Annotated in this window: 16 protein-coding genes; 6 read left to right on the top strand and 10 right to left on the bottom strand. The window is 59.0% G+C overall.

All coding sequences use genetic code 11. From position 1 onward, the window contains the following. Positions 1-83: 83 nt before the first annotated feature. The 6 genes from ASB57_RS13305 to ASB57_RS30645 all read right to left on the bottom strand — a co-directional run bounded on the left by ASB57_RS13305 (position 84) and on the right by ASB57_RS30645 (position 8,396). Positions 84-839 carry a pyridoxine 5'-phosphate synthase gene (locus tag ASB57_RS13305; RefSeq protein ID WP_057652670.1) on the bottom strand — a complete coding sequence of 252 codons (756 nt, stop codon included), beginning with the start codon at positions 837-839 and terminating at the stop codon, positions 84-86. Continuing rightward, complete coding sequence (locus tag ASB57_RS13310) at positions 836-2,365, bottom strand: efflux transporter outer membrane subunit (RefSeq protein ID WP_082622008.1); 1,530 nt, start codon at positions 2,363-2,365, stop codon at positions 836-838. Before ASB57_RS13310 ends, ASB57_RS13305 begins: the two co-directional genes overlap by 4 nt. Before the next feature lie 29 nt (positions 2,366-2,394). Continuing rightward, a complete protein-coding gene (locus tag ASB57_RS13315) occupies positions 2,395-5,631 on the bottom strand; it encodes an efflux RND transporter permease subunit (RefSeq protein WP_057652671.1) in 3,237 nt (1,078 codons plus the stop codon). A 60-nt stretch (positions 5,632-5,691) separates the two neighbouring features. Further along, on the bottom strand, positions 5,692-6,921 hold the full coding sequence (locus ASB57_RS13320; RefSeq protein ID WP_082621585.1) for an efflux RND transporter periplasmic adaptor subunit: 1,230 nt from the start codon (positions 6,919-6,921) through the stop codon (positions 5,692-5,694). A 356-nt stretch (positions 6,922-7,277) separates the two neighbouring features. Continuing rightward, positions 7,278-7,844 carry a hypothetical protein gene (locus tag ASB57_RS13325; RefSeq protein ID WP_231755417.1) on the bottom strand — a complete coding sequence of 189 codons (567 nt, stop codon included), beginning with the start codon at positions 7,842-7,844 and terminating at the stop codon, positions 7,278-7,280. 39 nt (positions 7,845-7,883) lie between these two features. Further along, positions 7,884-8,396: an AAA family ATPase gene (locus ASB57_RS30645; protein ID WP_082621586.1), complete on the bottom strand. Its 513-nt coding sequence runs from the start codon at positions 8,394-8,396 to the stop codon at positions 7,884-7,886. Here ASB57_RS30645 and ASB57_RS31355 point away from each other — a divergent pair. From ASB57_RS31355 to ASB57_RS30655, 5 genes are all read left to right on the top strand, one after another. Beyond that, positions 8,305-8,712: a hypothetical protein gene (locus tag ASB57_RS31355; protein WP_197425213.1), complete on the top strand. Its 408-nt coding sequence runs from the start codon at positions 8,305-8,307 to the stop codon at positions 8,710-8,712. The two genes, ASB57_RS30645 and ASB57_RS31355, sit on opposite strands and share 92 nt — an antisense overlap. Positions 8,713-9,098: 386 nt before the next feature. Continuing rightward, positions 9,099-10,169 (top strand): ABC-three component system protein, encoded by a 1,071-nt coding sequence (locus tag ASB57_RS13335; RefSeq protein ID WP_231755458.1) that lies wholly within the window; start codon positions 9,099-9,101, stop codon positions 10,167-10,169. Continuing rightward, positions 10,166-10,666, top strand: a complete 501-nt coding sequence (locus ASB57_RS30650; protein WP_197425049.1) for a three component ABC system middle component — start codon at positions 10,166-10,168, stop codon at positions 10,664-10,666. Before ASB57_RS13335 ends, ASB57_RS30650 begins: the two co-directional genes overlap by 4 nt. Next, positions 10,666-12,663 carry a DUF3732 domain-containing protein gene (locus tag ASB57_RS13345; protein ID WP_057652675.1) on the top strand — a complete coding sequence of 666 codons (1,998 nt, stop codon included), beginning with the start codon at positions 10,666-10,668 and terminating at the stop codon, positions 12,661-12,663. The genes ASB57_RS30650 and ASB57_RS13345 overlap by 1 nt, the downstream gene beginning before the upstream one ends. A gap of 165 nt (positions 12,664-12,828) precedes the next feature. After that, a protein-coding gene (locus ASB57_RS30655) for an IS3 family transposase (RefSeq protein ID WP_156414155.1) occupies positions 12,829-13,949 on the top strand; the annotation gives its coding sequence in 2 pieces (ribosomal slippage) (positions 12,829-13,087 and positions 13,087-13,949; 1,122 coding nt in all). A 209-nt stretch (positions 13,950-14,158) separates the two neighbouring features. Here ASB57_RS30655 and ASB57_RS31100 read toward each other — a convergent pair. After that, on the bottom strand, positions 14,159-15,034 hold the full coding sequence (locus ASB57_RS31100) for an HNH endonuclease (protein WP_156414156.1): 876 nt from the start codon (positions 15,032-15,034) through the stop codon (positions 14,159-14,161). A gap of 8 nt (positions 15,035-15,042) precedes the next feature. Next, positions 15,043-16,581 (bottom strand): AAA family ATPase, encoded by a 1,539-nt coding sequence (locus ASB57_RS30660; protein WP_082621588.1) that lies wholly within the window; start codon positions 16,579-16,581, stop codon positions 15,043-15,045. A 413-nt stretch (positions 16,582-16,994) separates the two neighbouring features. On the opposite strand from ASB57_RS30660, the gene ASB57_RS13360 reads away from it, so the two are divergent. After that, positions 16,995-18,383: an IS1182 family transposase gene (locus ASB57_RS13360; RefSeq protein ID WP_057656125.1), complete on the top strand. Its 1,389-nt coding sequence runs from the start codon at positions 16,995-16,997 to the stop codon at positions 18,381-18,383. A 236-nt stretch (positions 18,384-18,619) separates the two neighbouring features. Here the strand turns inward: ASB57_RS13360 and ASB57_RS13365 are convergent, their stop codons facing one another. Both ASB57_RS13365 and ASB57_RS31595 read right to left on the bottom strand, forming a co-directional pair. Then, positions 18,620-19,228, bottom strand: a complete 609-nt coding sequence (locus tag ASB57_RS13365) for a hypothetical protein (protein ID WP_057652677.1) — start codon at positions 19,226-19,228, stop codon at positions 18,620-18,622. 223 nt (positions 19,229-19,451) lie between these two features. After that, complete coding sequence (locus ASB57_RS31595; RefSeq protein WP_231755418.1) at positions 19,452-20,288, bottom strand: winged helix-turn-helix domain-containing protein; 837 nt, start codon at positions 20,286-20,288, stop codon at positions 19,452-19,454. Between the last annotated feature and the right edge of the window lie 70 nt (positions 20,289-20,358).

Consider the following 20,358-nt stretch of genomic DNA (forward strand, 5'->3'; position numbering starts at 1 on the left):
TGATCTGCGTGGCAGGTTGCGGCACCAGGCTACACCCTGCGGCGCGGACACGGCCGTCCATCATACGCCGACACGGCACCGCCTTAAGCGGGCGTGAATACCTTGCCGCGCGCCGCTTCCACGCGCGCCGTCACCATCAGGGCCTTCATGTCGCGCACGGCCTTGTCCCAGCCGTCAAAAACCGCCTGGGCGACGATGGCATGGCCGATATTCAGTTCGGCCAGGCCATCCAGCGCGGCCACGGGCTGGACATTGCCGTAATGCAGGCCATGGCCGGCATTGACCCGCAGCCCATGGCGCAGGCCTTCGGCGATGGCCGCCTTGATGCGGGCCAGCTCGGCCACGGCCTGGGCGCCCTGCGCTTCGGCATAGGCGCCGGTATGCAGCTCGATGACCGTGGCGCCGGCGCGGGCGGCGGCTTCGATTTGCGTGGCTTCGGGGTCGATGAACAGGGACACCCGGATGCCCGCTTCGCGCAGCTGCGTGACCGCGGCGGTGACCGCGGCCTGCCCGCCGATCACGTCCAGGCCGCCTTCAGTGGTGAGCTCGGCGCGCTTTTCCGGCACCAGGCACACGTCGTTGGGACGCACCTGGCAGGCGATGTCCAGCATTTCCGCCGTCACCGCGCATTCCAGGTTCATGCGGGTGCGCAATTGCGGCCGCAGCACATGGACGTCGGCATCCTGGATATGGCGCCGGTCTTCCCGCAGATGCAGGGTGATCAGATCGGCCCCCGCATCCTCGGCGCGCAGCGCGGCGAGGATGGGGTCCGGGTACCCAGCGTGGCGCTGCTGCCGAAGCGTCGCCACGTGATCGATATTTACACCTAGTTCTATCATTGCGCTGCCATCTTGGTCGTTTCTTCCCAGCCTCCGCCCAGCGCCTTGTAGAGCTGTACCCGGTTGACCAGCGAAGCCAGCCGGGTCTGTACGACTCCCAGCTGGGCGTTGAAATAATCCACCTGGGCGTTCTGCACCTGCAGATAACTGTCGATGCCGCCCGTGTAGCGCAGGTTCGATAACTCCAGGCTGCGCGCGGACGACTGCTGGAACGCCTGCTGCGCCTGCAGCTGCGCGCCATAAGTCGCTTCGCCCGCCAGCGCGTCCGAGACTTCCTGGAACGCGGTCTGTATGGTTTTTTCGTACTGCGCCACCGCGATATTATCGCGCGCCTTGGCCAGGTCCAGGCCGGCGCGGATGCTGCCGCCGGCAAAGATGGGCGTGGTGATGGACGGCGAGAAGCTCCAGTAGCCGTTGCCGCCCTTGAAAAGGTCGGACAGCGACGGGCTGGCCACGCCGAACAGACCGGTCAGGCTCAGGGTCGGGAAAAAGGCCGCGCGGGCCGCGCCGATATTGGCGTTGGCCGACTGCAGGCTGTTCTCCGCGGACAGGATGTCCGGCCGCCGCTCCAGCAGGTCCGAGGGCAGGCCGGCGGGTACCGCCGCCATGACACGGTCCATCTCGAACGGCGCGGGCGCCGGCAGGTCCGCCGGCAGCGGTGCGCCGGTCAGCACCACCAGGGCGTTGAGCGACTGGGCCTTGGCGCGGGCCAGCTGCGCCAGGTCGGCCGACGCCGTGTCCAGCAGCGACTTGGATTGATTCAGATCCAGCTCGGACGCCACGCCGCCGTCGAAGCGGCGCTTGACCAGGTCGTAGGACTGCTGGCGCGAGTCCAGCGTCTTGCGGGTCAGATCCAGCTGGACATCGGCCGCGCGCAGGTTCAGGTAGGCCTGGGCCACCTCCCCGATCAGGGTGATCTGCACGCTGCGCTGCGCCTGCTCGGTGGACAGGAAGTTCTGGTAAGCCGCTTCGGAGAGGCTGCGCAGGCGGCCGAATACATCGATCTCGAAGGTGGTCAGCCCGATGCCGGCCTGGTACTGGCTGGAAATCGAAGGACTGTCCGTGCCCCCTACCCGCAACTTGGGCGGCAGCCGCTGGCGCGTGCCCTGGACACCGGCGCCGATCGACGGCCACAGCTCGCCGCGCTGCTGGCCCCATTGCGCGCGGGCTTCCTCGACGCGCTGTACCGCCACGCGCAGGTCGCGGTTGTTGGCCAGCGACAGGGCGATCAGCGAACGCAGCTGCTCGTCGCGGAAGAATTCGCGCCAGCCCAGGTCGGCGGCGGCGGTGCCGCCGGCCGGGGTGACCGCGGTCGCGGGCTGGGTCCCGGCCGTGGCGGCCTTGTCATAGCCGTCGTAGACCACCTTGGGCTGGTCCGGCCAATCGGCCTGGACCGGCGCGGCCGGCCGGTGATAGTCGGGGGCCAAAGTGCAGGCGGACAACAGGCCGGCCAGCAGGCATACGGACAGGGCCGGCACGGCGCGCGGCACGCGCGTCCCGGCCAGCGATTGGGCAGCGCGGCTCATGGCCTGCCGCGCAGGGATGCGGGCCGTGCTCATGGTTGCTCCTTGTCGTCGGTGGACGACGGCCCCGGCGCCGCCATGGGCGGGATCGGTGGACCGTCGGCGGCGGCGCGCGCGCGTTTCTCGGCCTGTTCAGCCTCGAACCGGCGGGCTTCAGCGCCCAGCAGGCGCGGCTTGGTCTTGAACAAGCCCAGCACCACCACGAAGAACGTCGGCACGAAGATCACGGCGAAAGGCGTGGCGGCCAGCATGCCGCCCAGCACGCCCAGACCCACCGCGCGCTGGCTGGCGGCGCCGGCGCCGCTGGCGATGGCCAGCGGGATCACGCCCAGGATGAAGGCCAGCGACGTCATCAGGATGGGGCGGAAGCGCAGCCGCGCCGCGTCCACCGTCGCCTCCATCAGGCCTTTGCCGCGGGCATATTCATCCTTGGCGAACTCGACGATCAGGATGGCGTTCTTGGCCGCCAGCCCGATCACCGTCACCATGCCGACCTGGAAGTACACGTCGTTCGACATCCCCAGGGCGCTCACCAGGCCGACCGCACCCAGCATGCCCAGGGGCACCACCAGCATCACCGAAATCGGAATGGCCCAGCTTTCATACAGGGCAGCCAGCACCAGGAAGACCACCAGCAGCGACAACCCCATCAGGATGGGCGCCTGATTGCCCGCCTGCCGTTCCTGATAGGACAGGCCGTTCCACTCGTAGCCGAAGCCCTGTGGCAGCTTGTTCATCAGGTTTTCCATCTCCACCATGGCTTCGCCCGTGGTGTGACCCGGCTGGGCGTCGCCGCTGATGCGGATGGACTCGTAGCTGTTGTAGCGCACGATCTGCACGGGGCCCTGTTTCCAGTGCGGCGTGACGAAGGTCGACAGGGGCACCATGCCGCCATCGCTGTTGCGCGCGTTCAGCTTGAGCACGTCCTCCACCTGCATGCGGTACTGCTGGTCGGCCTGCACCCAGACGTTCTGCATGCGCCCGAAGTTCGGGAACTTGTTGATGAAGGCGCTGCCCACCGCGGTGGAGATCAGGCTGGCTGCCTCGGAGAAGTCCACGCCCAGGGCAGCGGCCTTGTCGCGGTCGATGTCCAGGCTCAGTTGCGCGCCCGGCCCCAGGCCGGAGATACGCACCTGCGACAGGATGGGGCTTTGCATCGCCATCCCCATCAGTTCCCCGGTGGCCTGGCCCAGCGCTTCGGTGCCGGCGTTGGCGCGGTCCTGCAAGCGGAAATCGAAGCCGGTGGCATTACCCAGGGACGAGATCGCCGGCGGCACCACGGTGAAGACCATGGCGTCATGGATGCCCATGAGCAGCTTGTTCAAGGCCCGGAAAGACACCGCCTGCGCCGAATTGGGCCTGCCCTTGCGCTCCTCGAAATCCTTCAGGGTGGTGAAGGCGATGGCGGCGTTCAGGCCGTTGCCGTTGAAGCTGAAGCCCTGCACCGCGATGATGTTCTGGACTTGCGGTTCGGCCAGGAAATATTTCTCGACCTGCTGCAGCACTTCCACCGCGCGATTGGCGCTGGACCCCGTGGGCAGTTCGATGTTGCTGATGACGTAGCCCTGGTCTTCTTCCGGCAGGAAGGACGACGGCAGGCGCAGATACAGCCAACCCAGCGCCACGACCAGCACCAGGTAGATCAGCATCATGCGGCCACCCTTGTGCAGCATGCGCGAGACCCAGTTCTGGTAGCCGGTGGTGGTGGCGTCGAAATGACGGTTGAACCAGCCGAAGAAGCCCCGCTTGCCGTGATGGTGGTCGGCCGACACCGGCTTCAGGATGGTCGAGCACAGCGCTGGCGTGAAGGTCAGCGCCAGCAGGGCCGAGAAGAAAATGGACACAGCCATGGCCACCGAGAACTGACGGTAGATGACCCCCACCGATCCGCCCATGAAGGCCAGGGGCAGGAACACGCTGACCAGCACCAGGGTGATACCGGTGATGGCGCCCGTGATCTGCGGCATGGCTCGTGACGTGGCCTCCTTGGGCCCCAGGCCCTCGGTGGCCATGATCCGCTCGACGTTCTCCACCACCACGATGGCGTCATCCACCAGGATGCCGATGGCCAGCACCATGGCGAACATGGTCAACACGTTGATGGAAAAGCCCAGCGCCAGCATCACCGCGAAGGCGCCCATCATCGCCACCGGCACCACCAGGGCGGGGATCACGGTATAGCGGACGTTTTGCAGGAACAGGTACATCACCAGGAAGACCAGCACCATGGCCTCGCCCAGGGTCTTGACCACGTCCAGGATGGATACTTTGACGTAGGGCGCGGTGTCGTAGGGGATGTCGTACTTGATGTTGGCGGGGAAATAGCGCGACAGCTGCTCCATCTGCGTGCGCACGCCACCGGCGGTCTGCAAGGCATTGGCGTCGGGCGACAGCACGATGGCGAATGCCGCGGTCGGCTTGCCGTTCAGGCGGGCGCCGAAGAAGTAGTTGTCGGCGCCGATCTCCACGCGGCCCACGTCGCGCACCCGCACTACCGAGCCGTCGGTATTGGCGCGCAGCACGATATTGCCGAAGCCTTCCACCGTCGCAAGCTGGCCGTTGGCCACCACCGTGGCGGTGGTGCGCTGGCTGTCGGGGTTGGGCGGCCCGCCCAGGTTGCCGCCCGATATCAGCACGTTCTGCTGGGAGATGGCCTGGTTGACCTGGGCCATGCTCAGGTTGAGGCCCACCAGTTTTTGCGGATCGATCCACACGCGCATGGCGCGCGGTGCCGCGAACAGCTGGAACTGGCCCACGCCGGGCACGCGCGACACGGGGTTCTTGATATTGCGCGTGACGTAGTCGGCCAGCGCGGTCTGGTCCAGCGTGCCATCGGTCGACGACAGCGTGACGATCATCAGGAAGCCGGTGCTGGTCTGCTGGAATTGCAGGCCCTGCTGCGTGACCGCCGCCGGCAATTGGGCGGTGACGTTGGCCACGCGGTTCTGCACGTCCACCTGCGCCAGGTCGGGGTCGCGGCCCGGCTCGAACGTGGCGGTAATGGTGGACTGGCCGTTGGAGTCGCTGACCGACTCGTAATACAGCAGGCCCTTGGCGCCGTTGAGCTGATCCTCGATCAAACTGGTGACCGAATCGGCCACTTCCTTGGCCGAGGCGCCCGGGTAGGTGGCGGTGATCTCGATCGCGGGCGGCGCGACGTTGGGATACTGCGAGATGGGCATATTGGGGATGGCCAATATGCCCGCCAGCAGGATGAACAAGGCGACGACCCAGGCAAAGATCGGTCTATCGATAAAAAATTGCGGCATGTGTCAGGTGTCCTGGGGACAGGTACTGCTAACCGTAAGGGGGCGCAGAGCGGCCCTGCGTCAGGATTTCTTTTCCGCGGCGGGCGCGGCGGCCGGGGCAGGCGCCGCACCCTTGGCGGCGTCACCGCCCGGGGTGGGCGCCTGGGCGGGCTGACCCGGCGTCCATTGCGACACCTGCACCGGGGCGCCGGGCCGAATTTTCTGGAAGCCTTCGACGATCACCACGTCGCCGGCCTTCAGCCCGCTGGTGACGATCCAGCGGCCGTTATTGACACCTGCCGTGGTGACGTTGATGGAGGCCACCTTGTTGTCGCGCACCAGCATCAGGCTTTGCAAGCCGTCCGGCGTGCGCTGCAAGGCTTGTTGCGGCACCAGCAGGGCCTGGTTGTCGACACCTTGGGTCAGTCTCACCCGCACGTACATGCCGGGCAAGAGGTCATGATCGGGATTGGGGAACTGGGCCCGCAGGTTGACCTGGCCGGTGGCGGGATCCACCGTGATGCCGGTGAACAGCAGCTTGCCCGCGTGCTTGTATTCGGACCCGTCTTCCAGCACCACCTTGGCTTGGGCGCCGTCGTCGCCGAACTTCTGCAACTGGCCGCTGGCCAGCGCCCTGCGCAGCTGGGCCAGCTCGCCGGTGGTCTGGGTGAAATCCACATAGACCGGGTCCAGTTGCTGCACCAGCGCCATCTGCGTGGCCGAGGAGCCCTCGACCAGCGCGCCTTCGGTCACCAGCGGCTTGCCGATGCGGCCCGCGATGGGGGACGTGACATCGGTGTAGCCAAGGTTGATGGCCGCCGTCTGCAGGCTGGCGCGCGCGGCCGCGACCGCGGCGTCGGCCTGGCGGTAGCCGGCGACGGCATTGTCATATTCCTGTTTGCTGACGGCGTTGGCCTTCACCAGCGGCGCATAGCGGTCGGCCAGGGCCTTGGTGCTGTACAGGTCGGCCTGGGACTGCTTGAGCTGCGCGGCTGCCTGATCGTAGGCGGCCTTGTAAGGCGCCGGATCGATTTTGAACAGCAGCTGGTTTTCCTTGACGTCGCCGCCCTGCTCAAAGGCGACCTTCTGCACGATGCCCGTGACGCGGGCGCGAATCTGGGCGTCGCGCACCGCGTCAACGCGGCCGGGCAGTTCGGTGATGCTGGGGGTGCGCTCGGGCTGTACGGTGACCACGCCGACTTGGGGCGGGCCGGGATTCAATTGTGGACGTTCGCCGCAGGCGGCGAGCATCAGGGCCAGGACAGCGCCGGCATAGACCGGCTTCGTGACACGCGTAAAGCGGAGACCCATGTAACCCTCACGTAAAAACCGCGCGCGGCCGAAGTGGTGGGGCGTACGCTTCCGCGCTTATTCAGCTTTATGTTTGCGCGGAAGCTTACCGATTTCTGGCGGTTTCGGCATGAACTGTAACCCAATTTTTTGTAAGGATACTTTTTCGTTATTGTGTCTTCACAAGTTCGTGGGCGGTAGCCGGTCGATCTGGACCGGACCAACCTCCGCGTAGAACTCCGAGAACACCTCAATCGGTGCAGAAACGCTAAGCGGCTGAAGCGCGAAGCATTGTTCGAGGCCATCCATGGTCGTCTGATCGGCAATCCGTCGCATGAACGCGTTTACCGTATCCTTTCTGACGCCACCATAGCGATTCAAGAATTGCCCCCAAAGAGGCATGTTGCGGAATTATTTTTTGCCACGCTAGCCGAAGCGACATACCGTTCGGGGAATAGGCGTCTGTAGGCGGGCAGATTGTAGAGCCACGAAACACCAACCACATCCTTCGCGGCCTCCCCTTGGACGGAGCGGACATGGTGGAATAAGGATGCCAGCTCGGATGTCCGCAACGCCGAGCGCTCGACGCTTAATGGCCCGTGCAGATGCATGTCCGCATTCTGAAAATGCAAGCGGATTTGACCTGCCTTCCCTCGCGCATACGAAAAGCACCCAAACGTCGCGATTGCCAGCTCCGGCCTCGGTTGATGCAGTCGATCGAGGTAAAAACGATAGGTCCAATCGCCGGGATCGACTTCGCCTTTTAACGATGCCAGGTATGCCAACCAGACCGGATTGCTGCAATCGTAGTGTCGATCGCCAACAAACCTTACGTAGAGATTTGTGTAGTCCAGGAGAGCCATTACCAACGGCATCGTGCCTATTTCGGAAACTCTTCGAGCGAACTGTAGTTGAAGATCAAAGAATTCTTTGACGTAGGCCATCCGGGAAACTCCGGGGTATATCTTCCGACCAGACCCGCATCACATACTCTGCCCATTGATAAATGAGCGGATGCGGCCAGCACTTTCCTCGGGACTGCAGGTCGAAGTATCGATGTCCATCGCATAGGGCCAAGAATAAGCAGGGTCACCGAATTGAGATCGTGCCATTCCATTGCCGCGGTCAGATCTACCTCGCTCGCGATTTTCCAATACATCCAACGGGCATTTAACGCCAATGACGTAAGTGCTACGCGGCGCCAGGGCGGCAATACATTCCTTTAAAACGGGTATATCCCGCAGCACAAGATCCAGGACGATTTCGAAGTGGCTGGCCGCTGCGCGCTTTAGAGTGGCTTGCCGGTTAAGGTAATGAAGCCTGAGGGCCGCACGCAGCTCGCATTCTGATCGCATGTCTCGCCTTCGGGACATTTCGACGAAGGCGTCGAGCGAGATGTGGAGCATGGAAATCTCCGAACTATCTTGGAGTGCCTTTGCCAAGCTGCTCTTTCCTGCACTGGTCGGACCGTGCAACACGATTGCTGTCGACGTCATGTGTTCCTCGCTGCACGGCAGTTCATCGCGCGAGACCGCGCTCAGCCTATGTATGGTTCCGACTCAGAGCGGTCGGTCGAGTATGCTGCTTCAGGGTATCCAGGCGGACGACGGTCTTAAAAAGCAGATGGATCTACCAGCATCGGCTTTGCTATGTTCGAGGTTAAGTAAGTATTGGTTGTCTGGCATTGACGGGCTGTACTTAAGCCGAAAAGCTCCGCGGGAGCAAACAAGCCTGCTGCATTGCTTCCTTGGCGGGCCTGAGTCCTATGCCGACTTGGCAATCACAAAGAGGTTCGAAGCTGGATGGGAATAGACGATCGAGGTCGGTTCATTCCATATCTGTGCTTGGTCTACGCCGGTTTCAAGGCATTAAGATGCTCCTCAATTTGACGTCAAGGTACCTCGCTATCAGATTTTGACTCGATAGGCGGTAATGGTGGGCGAACCTTGGCTTGTTCATTCGAGTATGGTCGTTGCAATTCGCTCAGGGGCTTAATGCGGGTACCTAAGAACGATGGGGCGGAATATGTAATATTATGTTGTCACCACTAGGGGAATGAAATGCCGAAATTAAAGGGGGCAGGTACCTCTCGCGAACGACGAAAAACTGAAGTGCCGGGCCAAGCATTAGGCATCGGGCTCCAATACACCCGGCTCGTTCAACTTCTTTTGTTGGCCCCTCCCGGTAGTGCTTGCAGTATGGAGTACTTGGACGACCTCGCTCAGGAAGACAATAAGGGAGTCAAACTGGGTCAGAGCAAGAGTGCGCTCACCGCTAATCCGGTGGCCGACCGGGCCAAACCACTGTGGAAAACCTTGTCGAATTGGGTGACCCTAGCTACTCAAGGCGGTTGTAATCCGGCACGCACTACATTTGAACTGTATGTGTCGCGCCCAGTATCAGGGACATTGGTCGACGCCCTTCACGGTGCTGTTTCGGAAGATTCTGCGCAGGCAGCTATTTTGCTAGCGCGCGATACCTTGTGGGGGGAAGCTCCGAGCTATGTAAAGCGCGATGAGGTGGCTGCGGAGATTGCACCCTATGTCGAGAATGTCCTCAGCGCCGATTTAGCCATCGTGGCGCAGGTGGTCAGGAATTTCAACTTGACGTGTGGCTCTGGCAGCCCCCAGGCCGATGTTGAAGCCTTACTCCGAACCCATCCGATTTCTCAGAGCAAAATCCAAGATATCGCGGACCATATGTCTGGTGTCGTGAAGCGGCGCATCGACGAGCTGTTGGAGGCGCGCAAGCCCGCCATTATTTCACGCGACGATTTCCATACTTGGTATGGGGCTTATGTCCGTAAGATTGACCGGGATACTGTACTGCAGACTCGCGCAAAGAGGCCTAGTAATGAGGAGGCCAAGGGCCACCTACCCCGGCTATTTGTGCAGCAGCTCGATCTGATCGGGATGCCATTCGAAGACAAGCTTGAGGCAGTGGGCGACTATCTGATGGCAGCTGCGGACCGTACTGCATGGGCTGCGAGTGGTGAGGTGGATGCCTCCTCTTTCGAAGAACTCGATGGCAACCTCAAGCGCAGTTGGAGAAACAAGCGGCTCGCCTGCGAGGTAGCTCATAGTGGTAAATCTGGCGACGTTCAAGGAAAGGCACTGTATGCGGACTGTATGCAGGTCAGCGTTGCGGTGCAAGAGAAGGGCACGCCTGATCACTTCGTTCCCGGTTGTCTACACCGGCTAGCCGACGACCTGACCATCGGCTGGCATCCCGACTTCGCGATTCAGCTTAAGCCGAAGAGGGCAGCATGACGATGCTGGCCAGAGAAGCACAGAACGTACAGAATCCTGCACTCGGTGCGGCCCTCGTCTGGCGTTTCTGCTGCGCCTATGTCGCGGCTCATCCAACCGCTGGTGCTCCCCCCCTGCCTACCCTGTTCTTGGTATTACCCATCGTGCTGCATCAGGCAACAGTGGAGCTTTTGCGCCGTACTTGGCTTAGCTCAGGATTACGGGCTTTCGCCGGCAAATTTGGGGATAGCAGAGTGTCTAAGCAGGATCTTCTTCTTCAAATCCACGATCGGTCGCTACGCTGGCGTACTCTGACGCTGCAGTCGATTGAGCTGGCTGCTGCCGGGCACTTAATCCATGTGACAGAATCAGGCCAAGTCATGCCACTGTCAAAGACTAAGGCACGGGGCCTGCCCGAGGAAGTCAAACAACTAATGAATGACGCTGAGAAGCTGGGCAGCTGGTGCGGGCAATTGACCCTACATGAGATAACCACAACATTGAAGGTGAGGCTCTGATGTTCCTCCAGATCCGTTCTGTCGTGCTCTGGCCTCGCAATCCGGTCTTCAGTCCGCGTCGGCTACGATTTGATTTGGGAAAGGTCAATGTGATCAGCGGGGCTTCTCGTACCGGGAAGTCCGCGGTCATCCCCATTATTGACTACTGTTTAGGCTCTGCTACCTGCTCGATTCCTGTTAATACTATTCGCAAGCATTGTGAATGGTTTGGTGTAATAGTCGCCACATCCCAGGGGGATAAGCTGCTGGCTCGCCGCGAGCCGGGTTCGCAACGTAGCACTGACGATATGTTCTTAATAGAGGGGGACAATATTGTCGACATTCCGCAGCGTATCACCAAAAATACCAATGCCGATACGGTAAAGCGATTGCTCGATGATCTGGCAGGTCTTTCGAAGCTAGATTTTACGGGCGGAGATGAGTCGACTGGCTTCGACGGCAGGCCAAGTTTTCGCGATTTGGCGGCATTTACGTTCCAGCCTCAGAACATCGTGGCCAATCCGGACGTGCTGTTTTTTAAAACTAACACCTACGAGCATCGGGAGAAGCTGCGCAAGATTTTTCCGTACGTACTGGGTGCCGTGACGCCTGCTTTGATGGCGAAACAATTCGAATTGGCGCGAACTAAGTTAGAACTGCGGCGCAAGGAGCGCGAACTCAAGGATGCCGAGCAGGTGTCTGCCCATTGGCTGGCTGATCTCACTTCCAAATTCAGCGAAGCCCAGGAGCTTGGGCTGGCGCCAAAGCTTGAGCTTCCCCCTACACGTGGGCAGATAATCGAGTTGCTGGAAGAGGTTGTATCCCGCACGGATTTAACTATTTCAGTCAGTACGGCGACGATCTCCGACGCGCTGAGCGAACTACAGGGCCTTGAGTCCGAGGAGCGAGAGGTATCGCGCGAGCTTACGTCGCTGAGGCACCGACTGGAAGAGATGAACCGCATGCTCACCGGTGTAGAACAGTACGATGCGGCCATCGGATTACAGCGCGGCCGTCTGCAGCTTTCCAGTTGGCTTATCGGTCACGTCGATGGAGAGGTGGATTGCCCCATTTGTGGCAGCCACACGGCATCGGCGCGCGGCAAGCTTGAGGTGCTCGCTGCCCGTCTTGAGGAAGTTGAGGCGGAGGCTGGTGTTGACAAGGAGGTGCCAGCAGCCTTTGATCGTGAACTACAGCGAGTGACGACCGAAGTCGACCAGGCAACCGAGCGTCTCCGCTCAGTTCAGATTCGCAAACGGGCGCTGTCGAGCCGATCGAAGGAGGCAAGTGAGCGCCAGTTCGCCGCGAAAAATGCCGAGCGCTTCGTGGGAAATCTTGAAGCTGCACTGGATCTACATCGGCGGTTAGGCGGCGATGGCGGCCTAGTCGAAGAGGTGAACAAGCTGCGTCAAACGGTTCAAGCGTTGGACGCCGAGTTACGAGTCCAGGACGTTGAGTCTCGCAAACGCCGCGCCTTGGCCGCCGTCAATACGCGTGCTGGCCGCCTGCTCCCCTTCCTGGACGTGGAAAACTCCGACGACCCGATCTCGCTGGAAATCAATGACTTAACAATCAAGGTCCGCGGCACGGATCGTGACGATTATTTATCCGAGATCGGTAGCGGCTCAAATTGGCTCTCCTATCACTTGGCTATGCTGCTTGCTTTGCATCAATTCTACATATCCCAACCTAACAGTCCGGTTCCAGGGTTCTTAGTTCTAGACCAGCCTAGTCAGGTCTACTTTCCCAAGAGTCTAGTACGGCGCCAAGACGAGGAGGAGGAGCAAGAGCCGCGTCTGCGCGACGAAGATGTCGATGCGGTACACAAAGCTTTCGAGGTATTAAGCAAGGTTGTATTGGCCGCCAAGGGTAAGCTTCAGGTCATTGTTCTGGACCATGCGTCTCGTGACATTTGGGGCGATATCCCGGGAATCGTTGGCCTGAAGGAATGGCGGGATGGCACCAAGCTCGTGCCAATGACGTGGCTATCAAACAGCAAGGATAGTTCGCCCCAATAGGGAGCTTATTCATTGGCGCTGCGGGCCTGCGGCTTGGCAATAGTGGCTTGTGTGTACGACATCACGCAGTGACGAGGTCCAATTTAGTTGCAGGCGCGTCGGATGTGACCTGCTCCCCGTGGTTAGTACGAAATCGATGTAGAGTCCGTTCACAAAGGAACGGCAATGAAGAAACGATTTACGGAAGAACAGATCATCGGGGTGCTGAAGGAGGCCGAGGCGGGGGCCAAGGTGGTCGAACTGTGCCGCAAGCACGGGATCTCGGAGGCCACCTACTACAACTGGAAGGCGAAGTTCGGCGGTATGACCGTCTCGGACGCCCAGCGACTGAAGGAACTGGAGCAAGAGAACAACAAGCTCAAGAAGCTGTTGGCTGAATCGATGCTGGACAAGGCTGCGCTTCAGGACCTTTTGAGCCGAAAGTAGCAAGCCCGCAGGCCAAACGCGAAGCGGTCAGAACGTTGATGACCGAGCGCGGCATGGGTATCACCCGGGCCTGCGGGCTGGTAGGCATTTCCCGGTCGCTATTCGCTTATGAAAGCAAGCGTACGGGCGATGTGGCATTGACCGAGCGCATGAAGGAGATGGCAGCGCTCAAGCGACGCTACGGCTATCGGCGCATCCATATTCTGCTGCGCCGTGAAGGATGGAAGACGAATCACAAGCGGGTCTGGCGGCTTTACAGCCAAGCCGGCTTGAGCGTTCGTAAGCGTCGCCGCAAGCGCATCGCTCCCGCAGAACGGGTAGTTCGTCCCGTCGCGACGGCGCCGAATCAGAGCTGGTCGATGGACTTCGTGTCCGACGGCCTGGCCTATGGCCGCAGGTTCCGGTGCTTGAACATCGTCGATGACTACACGCGCGAGTGTCTTGCCATCGAGGTCGATACCTCACTGCCGGGATTGCGGGTGGCGCAGGTGCTGCAACGGCTTGCGGAACTGCATGGGCTGCCCAAATCCATCACCGTGGACAACGGCCCAGAGTTTGCCGGCAGGGCCTTGGACGCTTGGGCCTATCAGGTCGGCGTGAAGCTGTCGTTCATCAGACCAGGCAAACCCGTGGAGAATGCATACATCGAGAGCTTCAACGGAAAATTCCACGATGAATGCCTGAATGAGCATTGGTTCATGTCGCTGCGCCAAGCCAAATCCTTGATCGAAGACTGGCGCGTCGAGTACAACACCGAACGCCCGCATAGCGCGCTGGGATACTTAACGCCGGAGCAGTTTGCTCAGGCGCATCGGCAACAACGGTTTTTAACCCTGGACTCTATGTCGGTGCCGTACTAAGTCTGGGGGCAGGTCAGATGCACTATAGATCGGTCAGAAGAATTGGGAGGTAGTTGGAATGGCTCGGAGATCCAACATTGCGAGTCGAAAGGCTATTGCTCAGGCCCCTGCCTCATATGCGGCGAAAATGGCTGATACCGTCCTAAATTTGCCTGTGCTAGGCGCAGATGAAATAGCTGGCAGCTCTTCTCGGACGAACATGTCTCAGCTCAAGATGCCAGCCAATTCCCATTAAAGTCGGCTGAACAGAACCAATCGTTCTCGTATAAGGCGAGGTACATCGTACGTTTCCAACCATTAAGCAGTAGGTGATGATCCGCTGCAACGACGTGCAGATGCGCTTTGAATTGAGCCGATGAGAACACGGCAAGACTTGACTTACGCTGAAGAATCAGCGGACTGATCTCACCCGCGACCTGACTGGAAAACCGATCTTTCAGACCGCAGTCCGCAAAGTGCTGCCTTGCCCGCTGTTGGTCGACCGCTGGCCAATGCCCTGGCGGATTCGCAAAAAAACGTATTGCAACCGGTTCGCAGCGAATGACTTCTGCGTAAACCCAGCGCTCCAAGAAAAAACAATCCTTATCTAGATAGGGGTGAATCGGTTGCAGCTCAGGTGCCGCCGGAAAGCCCGCCCCAGCATCCGTGTTGCAATCTCGGCAGGCCGGAACAAGGTTGTGCGGATGAACCGAAAGCGCCGGAAACTTGGCCTTTGGCAAATAATGATCGAGTGTTCGAGCAGTGCCAATTCCCGCGCAGTAGGGACATTGACCCTGTGCAGCGACTAGAATCTGATCGTGAATGTCACGCGGGCGCCCTTTTGATCCTATGACACCTTTGTCATACAAATCCATCAGGTCTCCCTTAGATAGTCCACCCGCGATGATGTCCTCCCGATGCCCATGTCTTGCCCGCGGCAGGTGGCACCAGGCCTGTGTACCCGATTGGGCTGAAAATGCATATGCGGCGGCTTGGATATCAAGTCGACTTGCAGTGAATATTGTCCTTGCACCATTGTCCATCTCATCGGCGCAGGCATCGAATATATCCAGCTCTTGAAAAGCTGGAGCGGTTAATTTCTTCATCTATCAAACTATTCAGAATCGCGATTGATGGTCATTGCGCGCAGAATCCCCCGCGCCTCAAATCCAAGGTTGCCTTGAAAACGAGATAGAATTTCATCGTACGTCTCCCCTGAGGCAACAGCTTCCCGCAATAAAGTATGAAATCCCGACTTTTCGACCTCAAGGCGGAATACATCTCTGGTGAGAGCCCCAACATTCTCACCAAATGTTTCCACCTCTGGCCTGAATTTTTCAGATGACGTCCTTTCTCGATAAAGCTTCCACACACAAGACTTTGGAATCTCCTGAAGGACAACAGGGGAGTGAGTAGCAATGATTGCAACCCCATTTTGTTTGTATAAAAGCTGGCTAAGACTTCTTACAAGAGCTGATAGAAGAGGTGGGTGGAGGTGACTCTCAGGCTCATCAATTAGTACTAGAGTTTTCTCCTCTACCTTCGCGACAAGCTGCGTTACCATAAGAATGGCAATAGCGTGCCCAGAACTCATCTTGGCAATACGATGTCCAGCTGGTTCAGAGATTGTGTCCAGGTCATAGTGAAGCAGATCAAGGAGCTGCATTTCAGCAAAGTTGCTATCACTCTGCAGGACGGAAATGGTATCGGCCCAACGCTGTCTCCGTGGCAATTCGCTCAGGCAAAATTTTAGCGATTCAACAAACTCCTCATGCAGCTGCGCGCGGGATTTGAGTATTGCACCATCATCCCCGGAATAGTCGGTCAATCCGATATAGCTATACGGAGTGCCATCAGATGGGTTCTCATTAGCTGCTGGAAGGTCGAACGGGTCAAAGGCACTGAATGCTATTGACACAAGATTGGCAAAAAAATCTTTACCTAGCCTCTTCCTTGAATCGGCAAAAAATTGCTTCTGATAGAACTCTGCTCCGTTTTCAGAGTGGCCAGAAATTGCTTTGACCATGTGTTTCAAAATGGTCGTTTTCCCGACGCCGTTTCTGCCGATGAGTGCGTGGATGTTTGTACTTGGCAACGATCCTGCCTCGACGTTAAATCCGAGATCGAAACCCGCGAAGGTTGGCGAGCTTGGAAGAAAAAAGTGGAAATTAAAATCAGTTGGCGGGGAATCACCAGCTAATACTCTCTTAAACTGAGTCCTAATCGCGTTAATACTAACACTGCGAAGATGAGATACCTTAAACACCTCCTCATCTTTAGCAAAATCGAGTATTGAGGGAGTCTTTACAACATCTCTCAATTTAACGAGAAAGGTATCACGCCAGTCTGGCGAAAAGTCTTTCCACAGTTTTCTGTAGAAGTCGACATCCGTGGCCACAGAGAAATAATTGGAAGAAAGCTCCGCAAAGCCTTTATCCAGAGTGCTGAAGGTGCTTGTTGCGGTCGTTTGACCCACAAATCCAATTTTGATGTTTGGCAGACTGTGTCCTCTGCCATTTTCATCATAGACATAAACCTCAAACATTGTAACAAAAGAGAAATCATTCCAATTATCAATTTTGAGATAAACGGTATTTGAGCCCCCCTCTTGAGGCCGCTCCATTCTGGTGATTACTCTAAATTGAATTTGCATAATTTCCCTAGTTTTTATCTGCAATAGCCGAAATAGAGGGCCAAATGCCTATTATTAATTAAAGAGGAATGACACTTACTACAGCAACCTCATCTTTCTCGATGGCTCGCATGCTAGAAATTTGTTTGTGCACCAATGCCGAGGTGGAAGGCCTCGAACAGCCACGACGCAATGATCTCGGCAAACTTGGTGTTTATAGCGCGACTCCAATCGACAATGGCGATCTTGCGGTTTCAGCCTGTGCGGAGGACATGAGTGAATCCGTCGATGCACCGGCACTTGGAATAACCGTGCAGTCGTGTAAGGTTTATGATGCCAACGTCCGCTCTTGGCCAATTCTGTTGAAAAACTCGCCACGGTACCGTTCGTCTGGCAGAATTTGCAAAGCGCCAATGGGTTCGGAGAGCACCGACATGATGGGTCACCAGGCGAGCGGGCAAGAGCGATTGTTTTATTCCTTCAATCTTGAAGACCTCATTCCGCCGACTCACCTTCTGAGGGCCATTGATCGCTGTTTAGATCTGAGTGAACTCCATCGACACCTGGCAGAGCACTACAGCCATACTGGCCGCCCCTCCATTGATCCCGAACTCATGATCCGGATGTTGATCGTTGGGTATTGCTACGGCATCCGCTCCGAGCGACGTCTGTGCGAAGAGGTTCAACTGAATCTTGCATATCGATGGTTCTGTCGTCTCAGCCTCGAGGATGCAGTGCCCGATCACTCGACCTTCTCCAAGAACCGACATGGACGTTTCCGCGCCAGCGATACCTTCCGCTGGTTGTTCGATGAAGTGGTCCGTCGTTGCATGGCTGCGGGCCTAGTCAAAGGCGAAGGCTTCGCTGTCGACGCCAGCGTCGTGGCCGCTGATGCGAGCCGCCAGCGCGGTGTTCCTGCCAGTGAGGTCACCGACTGGTCGAACCCCGCACTCAGCACGCGTGCCGTGCGCGAGTATCTCGAAGCGCTCAACGACGAAGCGTTCGAACAAGCCGTTCCCCGGCGAATCTCGCTGACCGATCCGCAGTCACGGTGGACGGCCGCCCCTGGCGGTCCCGCATTCTTCGCCTATTCGACAAACTATCTGATCGATACCGAGCATGGCGTGATCCTCGACGTCGAAGCCACCCCTGCACATCGCACCGCAGAAGTGGACTCTACCAAGACGATGGTAGATCGTGTCGAGGAACGATTCGACGTCACCCCTGAACGGCTCATCGGCGATACCGCTTACGGCACGGCTCACATGCTGGCGTGGATGGTGCAAGACAAGGGGATCGAGCCGCACGTGCCCGTCTGGGATAAAACCCAGCGCAAGGACGACAGTCTATCGAGCAGCGACTTCGAATGGGATGGCGGGGCTAACGAATATCGTTGCCCCGAGGGGCATGCACTGCGCAGCGAGCGGCGCATATTCAAGATCGAACGCACTCACGTCACCAAGGCGGGCACCGTAATCTACCGGGCCAGCAACACTGACTGCGGTAAGTGCGCGATGAAGCCGCGATGCTGCCCCAATACGCCGATGCGCAAGATCGCTCGCAGCATTCACGAGGATGCACGCGATGTAGCCAGGCGTATCGGCGCCACCGTGCAATACCAGCGCTCACGTCACGAACGAAAGAAAGTCGAGGTGCTGTTTGCGCACCTCAAACGTATTTTGAAGATCGACCGCTTGCGGTTGCGCGGACTTACTGGTGCAGCAGACGAATTCACGCTTGCAGCAGCCGTTCAGAACCTCCGTCGTCTTGCGATGCTTACCTCTCAGGGGCCACCGGTTCAGGGCACAGGTGCGCCTAGTTGAGGCGAAACCCACCGATTAACAAGGCAACCGGGCATCAGTACCCGGTTCCAATCGAAAAAAGGCGAAAGCCGCCCGGTCATCGGGCTTGTAAGCGCGACCAATCGCGACCAGCAATCGAGTTTTTCAACAGAATCGGTCCGGAAACCGACATTCGCCAGGGCATCGCCAGCTGGGCCTTCGCAAGGGTCTTGCGCGACTTAATTTCTACGCACAACAGATACCATGCACCCGCTGAATCACGACGGATCTACACCATCATTAGGATGCAAGGTCCGTTGATCGATGTCCGCAGGATCCTTCTCCTGCCATTTTTTCCAATAGCTCTGCCGCTTCTGCTCGATGCTTTCACGATTTTTCTCGAACCATTGCGTGGCGTCCGGGGACAGCTCTGTCCAGGTCGTGGACTTGAGTATGTCAGCCAGTTCTTTGTCGCTGAGCGTTCGGCGGGTGTACGTGCTGGATCGAGCTGGCCATAACGAAAAACGGCCAGTGACGAAGCCCATGCGCACGAGCCCTTGGGCGTAATAGATCTTGCCAGGTGCCAGGTCCGCTTCCATGAAGTCGGCATTTTCCTGAATCACCATGAAGACATGACGGCCAGGCGTGGTGTTATAGGCGAAGCTGGTGCCATGGGAAAGGGAACCGATGATACGGGTCTCCTCATTCGTCGCATCGAATATAGTGCCGTCGATGCCGCTGCCATACAAGGAGTTGTCGCGCAAGAAAATGACCTGCGCCTGATCGGGCGAAGGAGGCGCTGGCGGCCCCTTTGCGCGCATGGTCGGCGCGGCGCAGCCGGCCAAGGTCAACAACAAAGCCGCGAACAGGATCTTGCGCAACGCCATGAAGCCTCCGTTTGGACAGAATCGCAGTGCCTGCGTACAGGTGAGCCGGCAGAGAAATGGCCGGCGGCAGGGCGCGATCAGCGAGGCAGAATATAACAAAAAGTATCCGCGATGCTCCAGATCTTCTAAATTTCCTAAAACGTGCATTCTCGCGCCCGAACTCGCTGATGCAGGTTGCGACGAGAACACCGCTCGCTACGCTGCTGATTTCATCAAAGTTCGTTCAGCTTTCTTCCTGCGCCACCAACGACCCGGCAAAGACATAACCCAGCCGATGGACGGTATGCAGCGGCAACCGCTGCCCAGCAGTCAGCACCTTCTTGCGCAGGCGGCTGATCACCACGTTCATGGACCGCAGGTTCGCATCGGACATGAAACGGCGCAGGTCCTTCCTGGACAACTCACGCTGCGGACTTTCGAGCATGCAGTTGAAGCAGCTGCGCTCAAGCCCCGTCAACGGGATGCGCGTGCCGTCGGGCGCCATCAGCACCCAGCTTTGGTACATCCGGCACCACGGTGCATGCGCCGGGCCAGGCGCCGATGCCGAGTGGGCCGAGGTGCGCAAGGGCGGCAGGATGCCGGGATAGCGCACCGCGCGCCGCGGGGGCGGCACGGTGGACGCGCGCGCCAGCCCGCCACGGCTGGCCGGGCTCAGGTCCGCACGCCGGGCCTGGGCGCGCAGCAAGGCGGCGAACTCGACGCCTTCGTATTCGCGGTCCAGGCACAGATGCGCGCCCGCGCCCAACACGCGCAGCCGCATATCCGTGGCTGCGCCGGGCATCTGCACCACGACACCGGCCGCGTGTTCTGCCTCCAGGCGGGGCAGCAAGGTGTCGGTCAGCAGGCCTTGCGGCGTGCCGGCCCCCAGCACAACCAGCTGCGCGGGATGACGATTGAGCCAGCGGAACAGCGTATCGGCATCATGGACGCCGTGTACCTGAAAGCCGGAGGGCCGCAGCAGATTCAACATGTGCGTGCGGGCGGGAGCTTCCGGTTCATACAACACAACCGAAATCGGACGGGACGTAATCGAGGTATTCACAGTCTGGGGCGCTTCCATGACATTCCATAAAGGTTCGTATCAGGGGAAAAAACTAACACCGTCGTTCCCCTTTTGGAGCACCGCACAC

The organism is Bordetella sp. N, assembly GCF_001433395.1.
GTDB lineage: Bacteria > Pseudomonadota > Gammaproteobacteria > Burkholderiales > Burkholderiaceae_B > Bordetella_C.

Coding starts and splice junctions, on each gene's coding strand:
- ASB57_RS13365 (WP_057652677.1), bottom strand. CDS start 19,228: ATGGCGTTGCGCAAGATCCTGTTCGCGGCTTTGTTGTTGACCTTGGCC.
- ASB57_RS13315 (WP_057652671.1), bottom strand. CDS start 5,631: ATGCCGCAATTTTTTATCGATAGACCGATCTTTGCCTGGGTCGTCGCC.
- ASB57_RS31595 (WP_231755418.1), bottom strand. CDS start 20,288: ATGGAAGCGCCCCAGACTGTGAATACCTCGATTACGTCCCGTCCGATT.
- ASB57_RS13320 (WP_082621585.1), bottom strand. CDS start 6,921: ATGGGTCTCCGCTTTACGCGTGTCACGAAGCCGGTCTATGCCGGCGCT.
- ASB57_RS13325 (WP_231755417.1), bottom strand. CDS start 7,844: ATGGCCTACGTCAAAGAATTCTTTGATCTTCAACTACAGTTCGCTCGA.
- ASB57_RS13335 (WP_231755458.1), top strand. CDS start 9,099: ATGGAGTACTTGGACGACCTCGCTCAGGAAGACAATAAGGGAGTCAAA.
- ASB57_RS13310 (WP_082622008.1), bottom strand. CDS start 2,365: ATGAGCCGCGCTGCCCAATCGCTGGCCGGGACGCGCGTGCCGCGCGCC.
- ASB57_RS30645 (WP_082621586.1), bottom strand. CDS start 8,396: ATGACGTCGACAGCAATCGTGTTGCACGGTCCGACCAGTGCAGGAAAG.
- ASB57_RS31100 (WP_156414156.1), bottom strand. CDS start 15,034: ATGAAGAAATTAACCGCTCCAGCTTTTCAAGAGCTGGATATATTCGAT.
- ASB57_RS30650 (WP_197425049.1), top strand. CDS start 10,166: ATGACGATGCTGGCCAGAGAAGCACAGAACGTACAGAATCCTGCACTC.
- ASB57_RS13345 (WP_057652675.1), top strand. CDS start 10,666: ATGTTCCTCCAGATCCGTTCTGTCGTGCTCTGGCCTCGCAATCCGGTC.
- ASB57_RS13305 (WP_057652670.1), bottom strand. CDS start 839: ATGATAGAACTAGGTGTAAATATCGATCACGTGGCGACGCTTCGGCAG.
- ASB57_RS13360 (WP_057656125.1), top strand. CDS start 16,995: ATGATGGGTCACCAGGCGAGCGGGCAAGAGCGATTGTTTTATTCCTTC.
- ASB57_RS31355 (WP_197425213.1), top strand. CDS start 8,305: ATGGAAATCTCCGAACTATCTTGGAGTGCCTTTGCCAAGCTGCTCTTT.
- ASB57_RS30660 (WP_082621588.1), bottom strand. CDS start 16,581: ATGCAAATTCAATTTAGAGTAATCACCAGAATGGAGCGGCCTCAAGAG.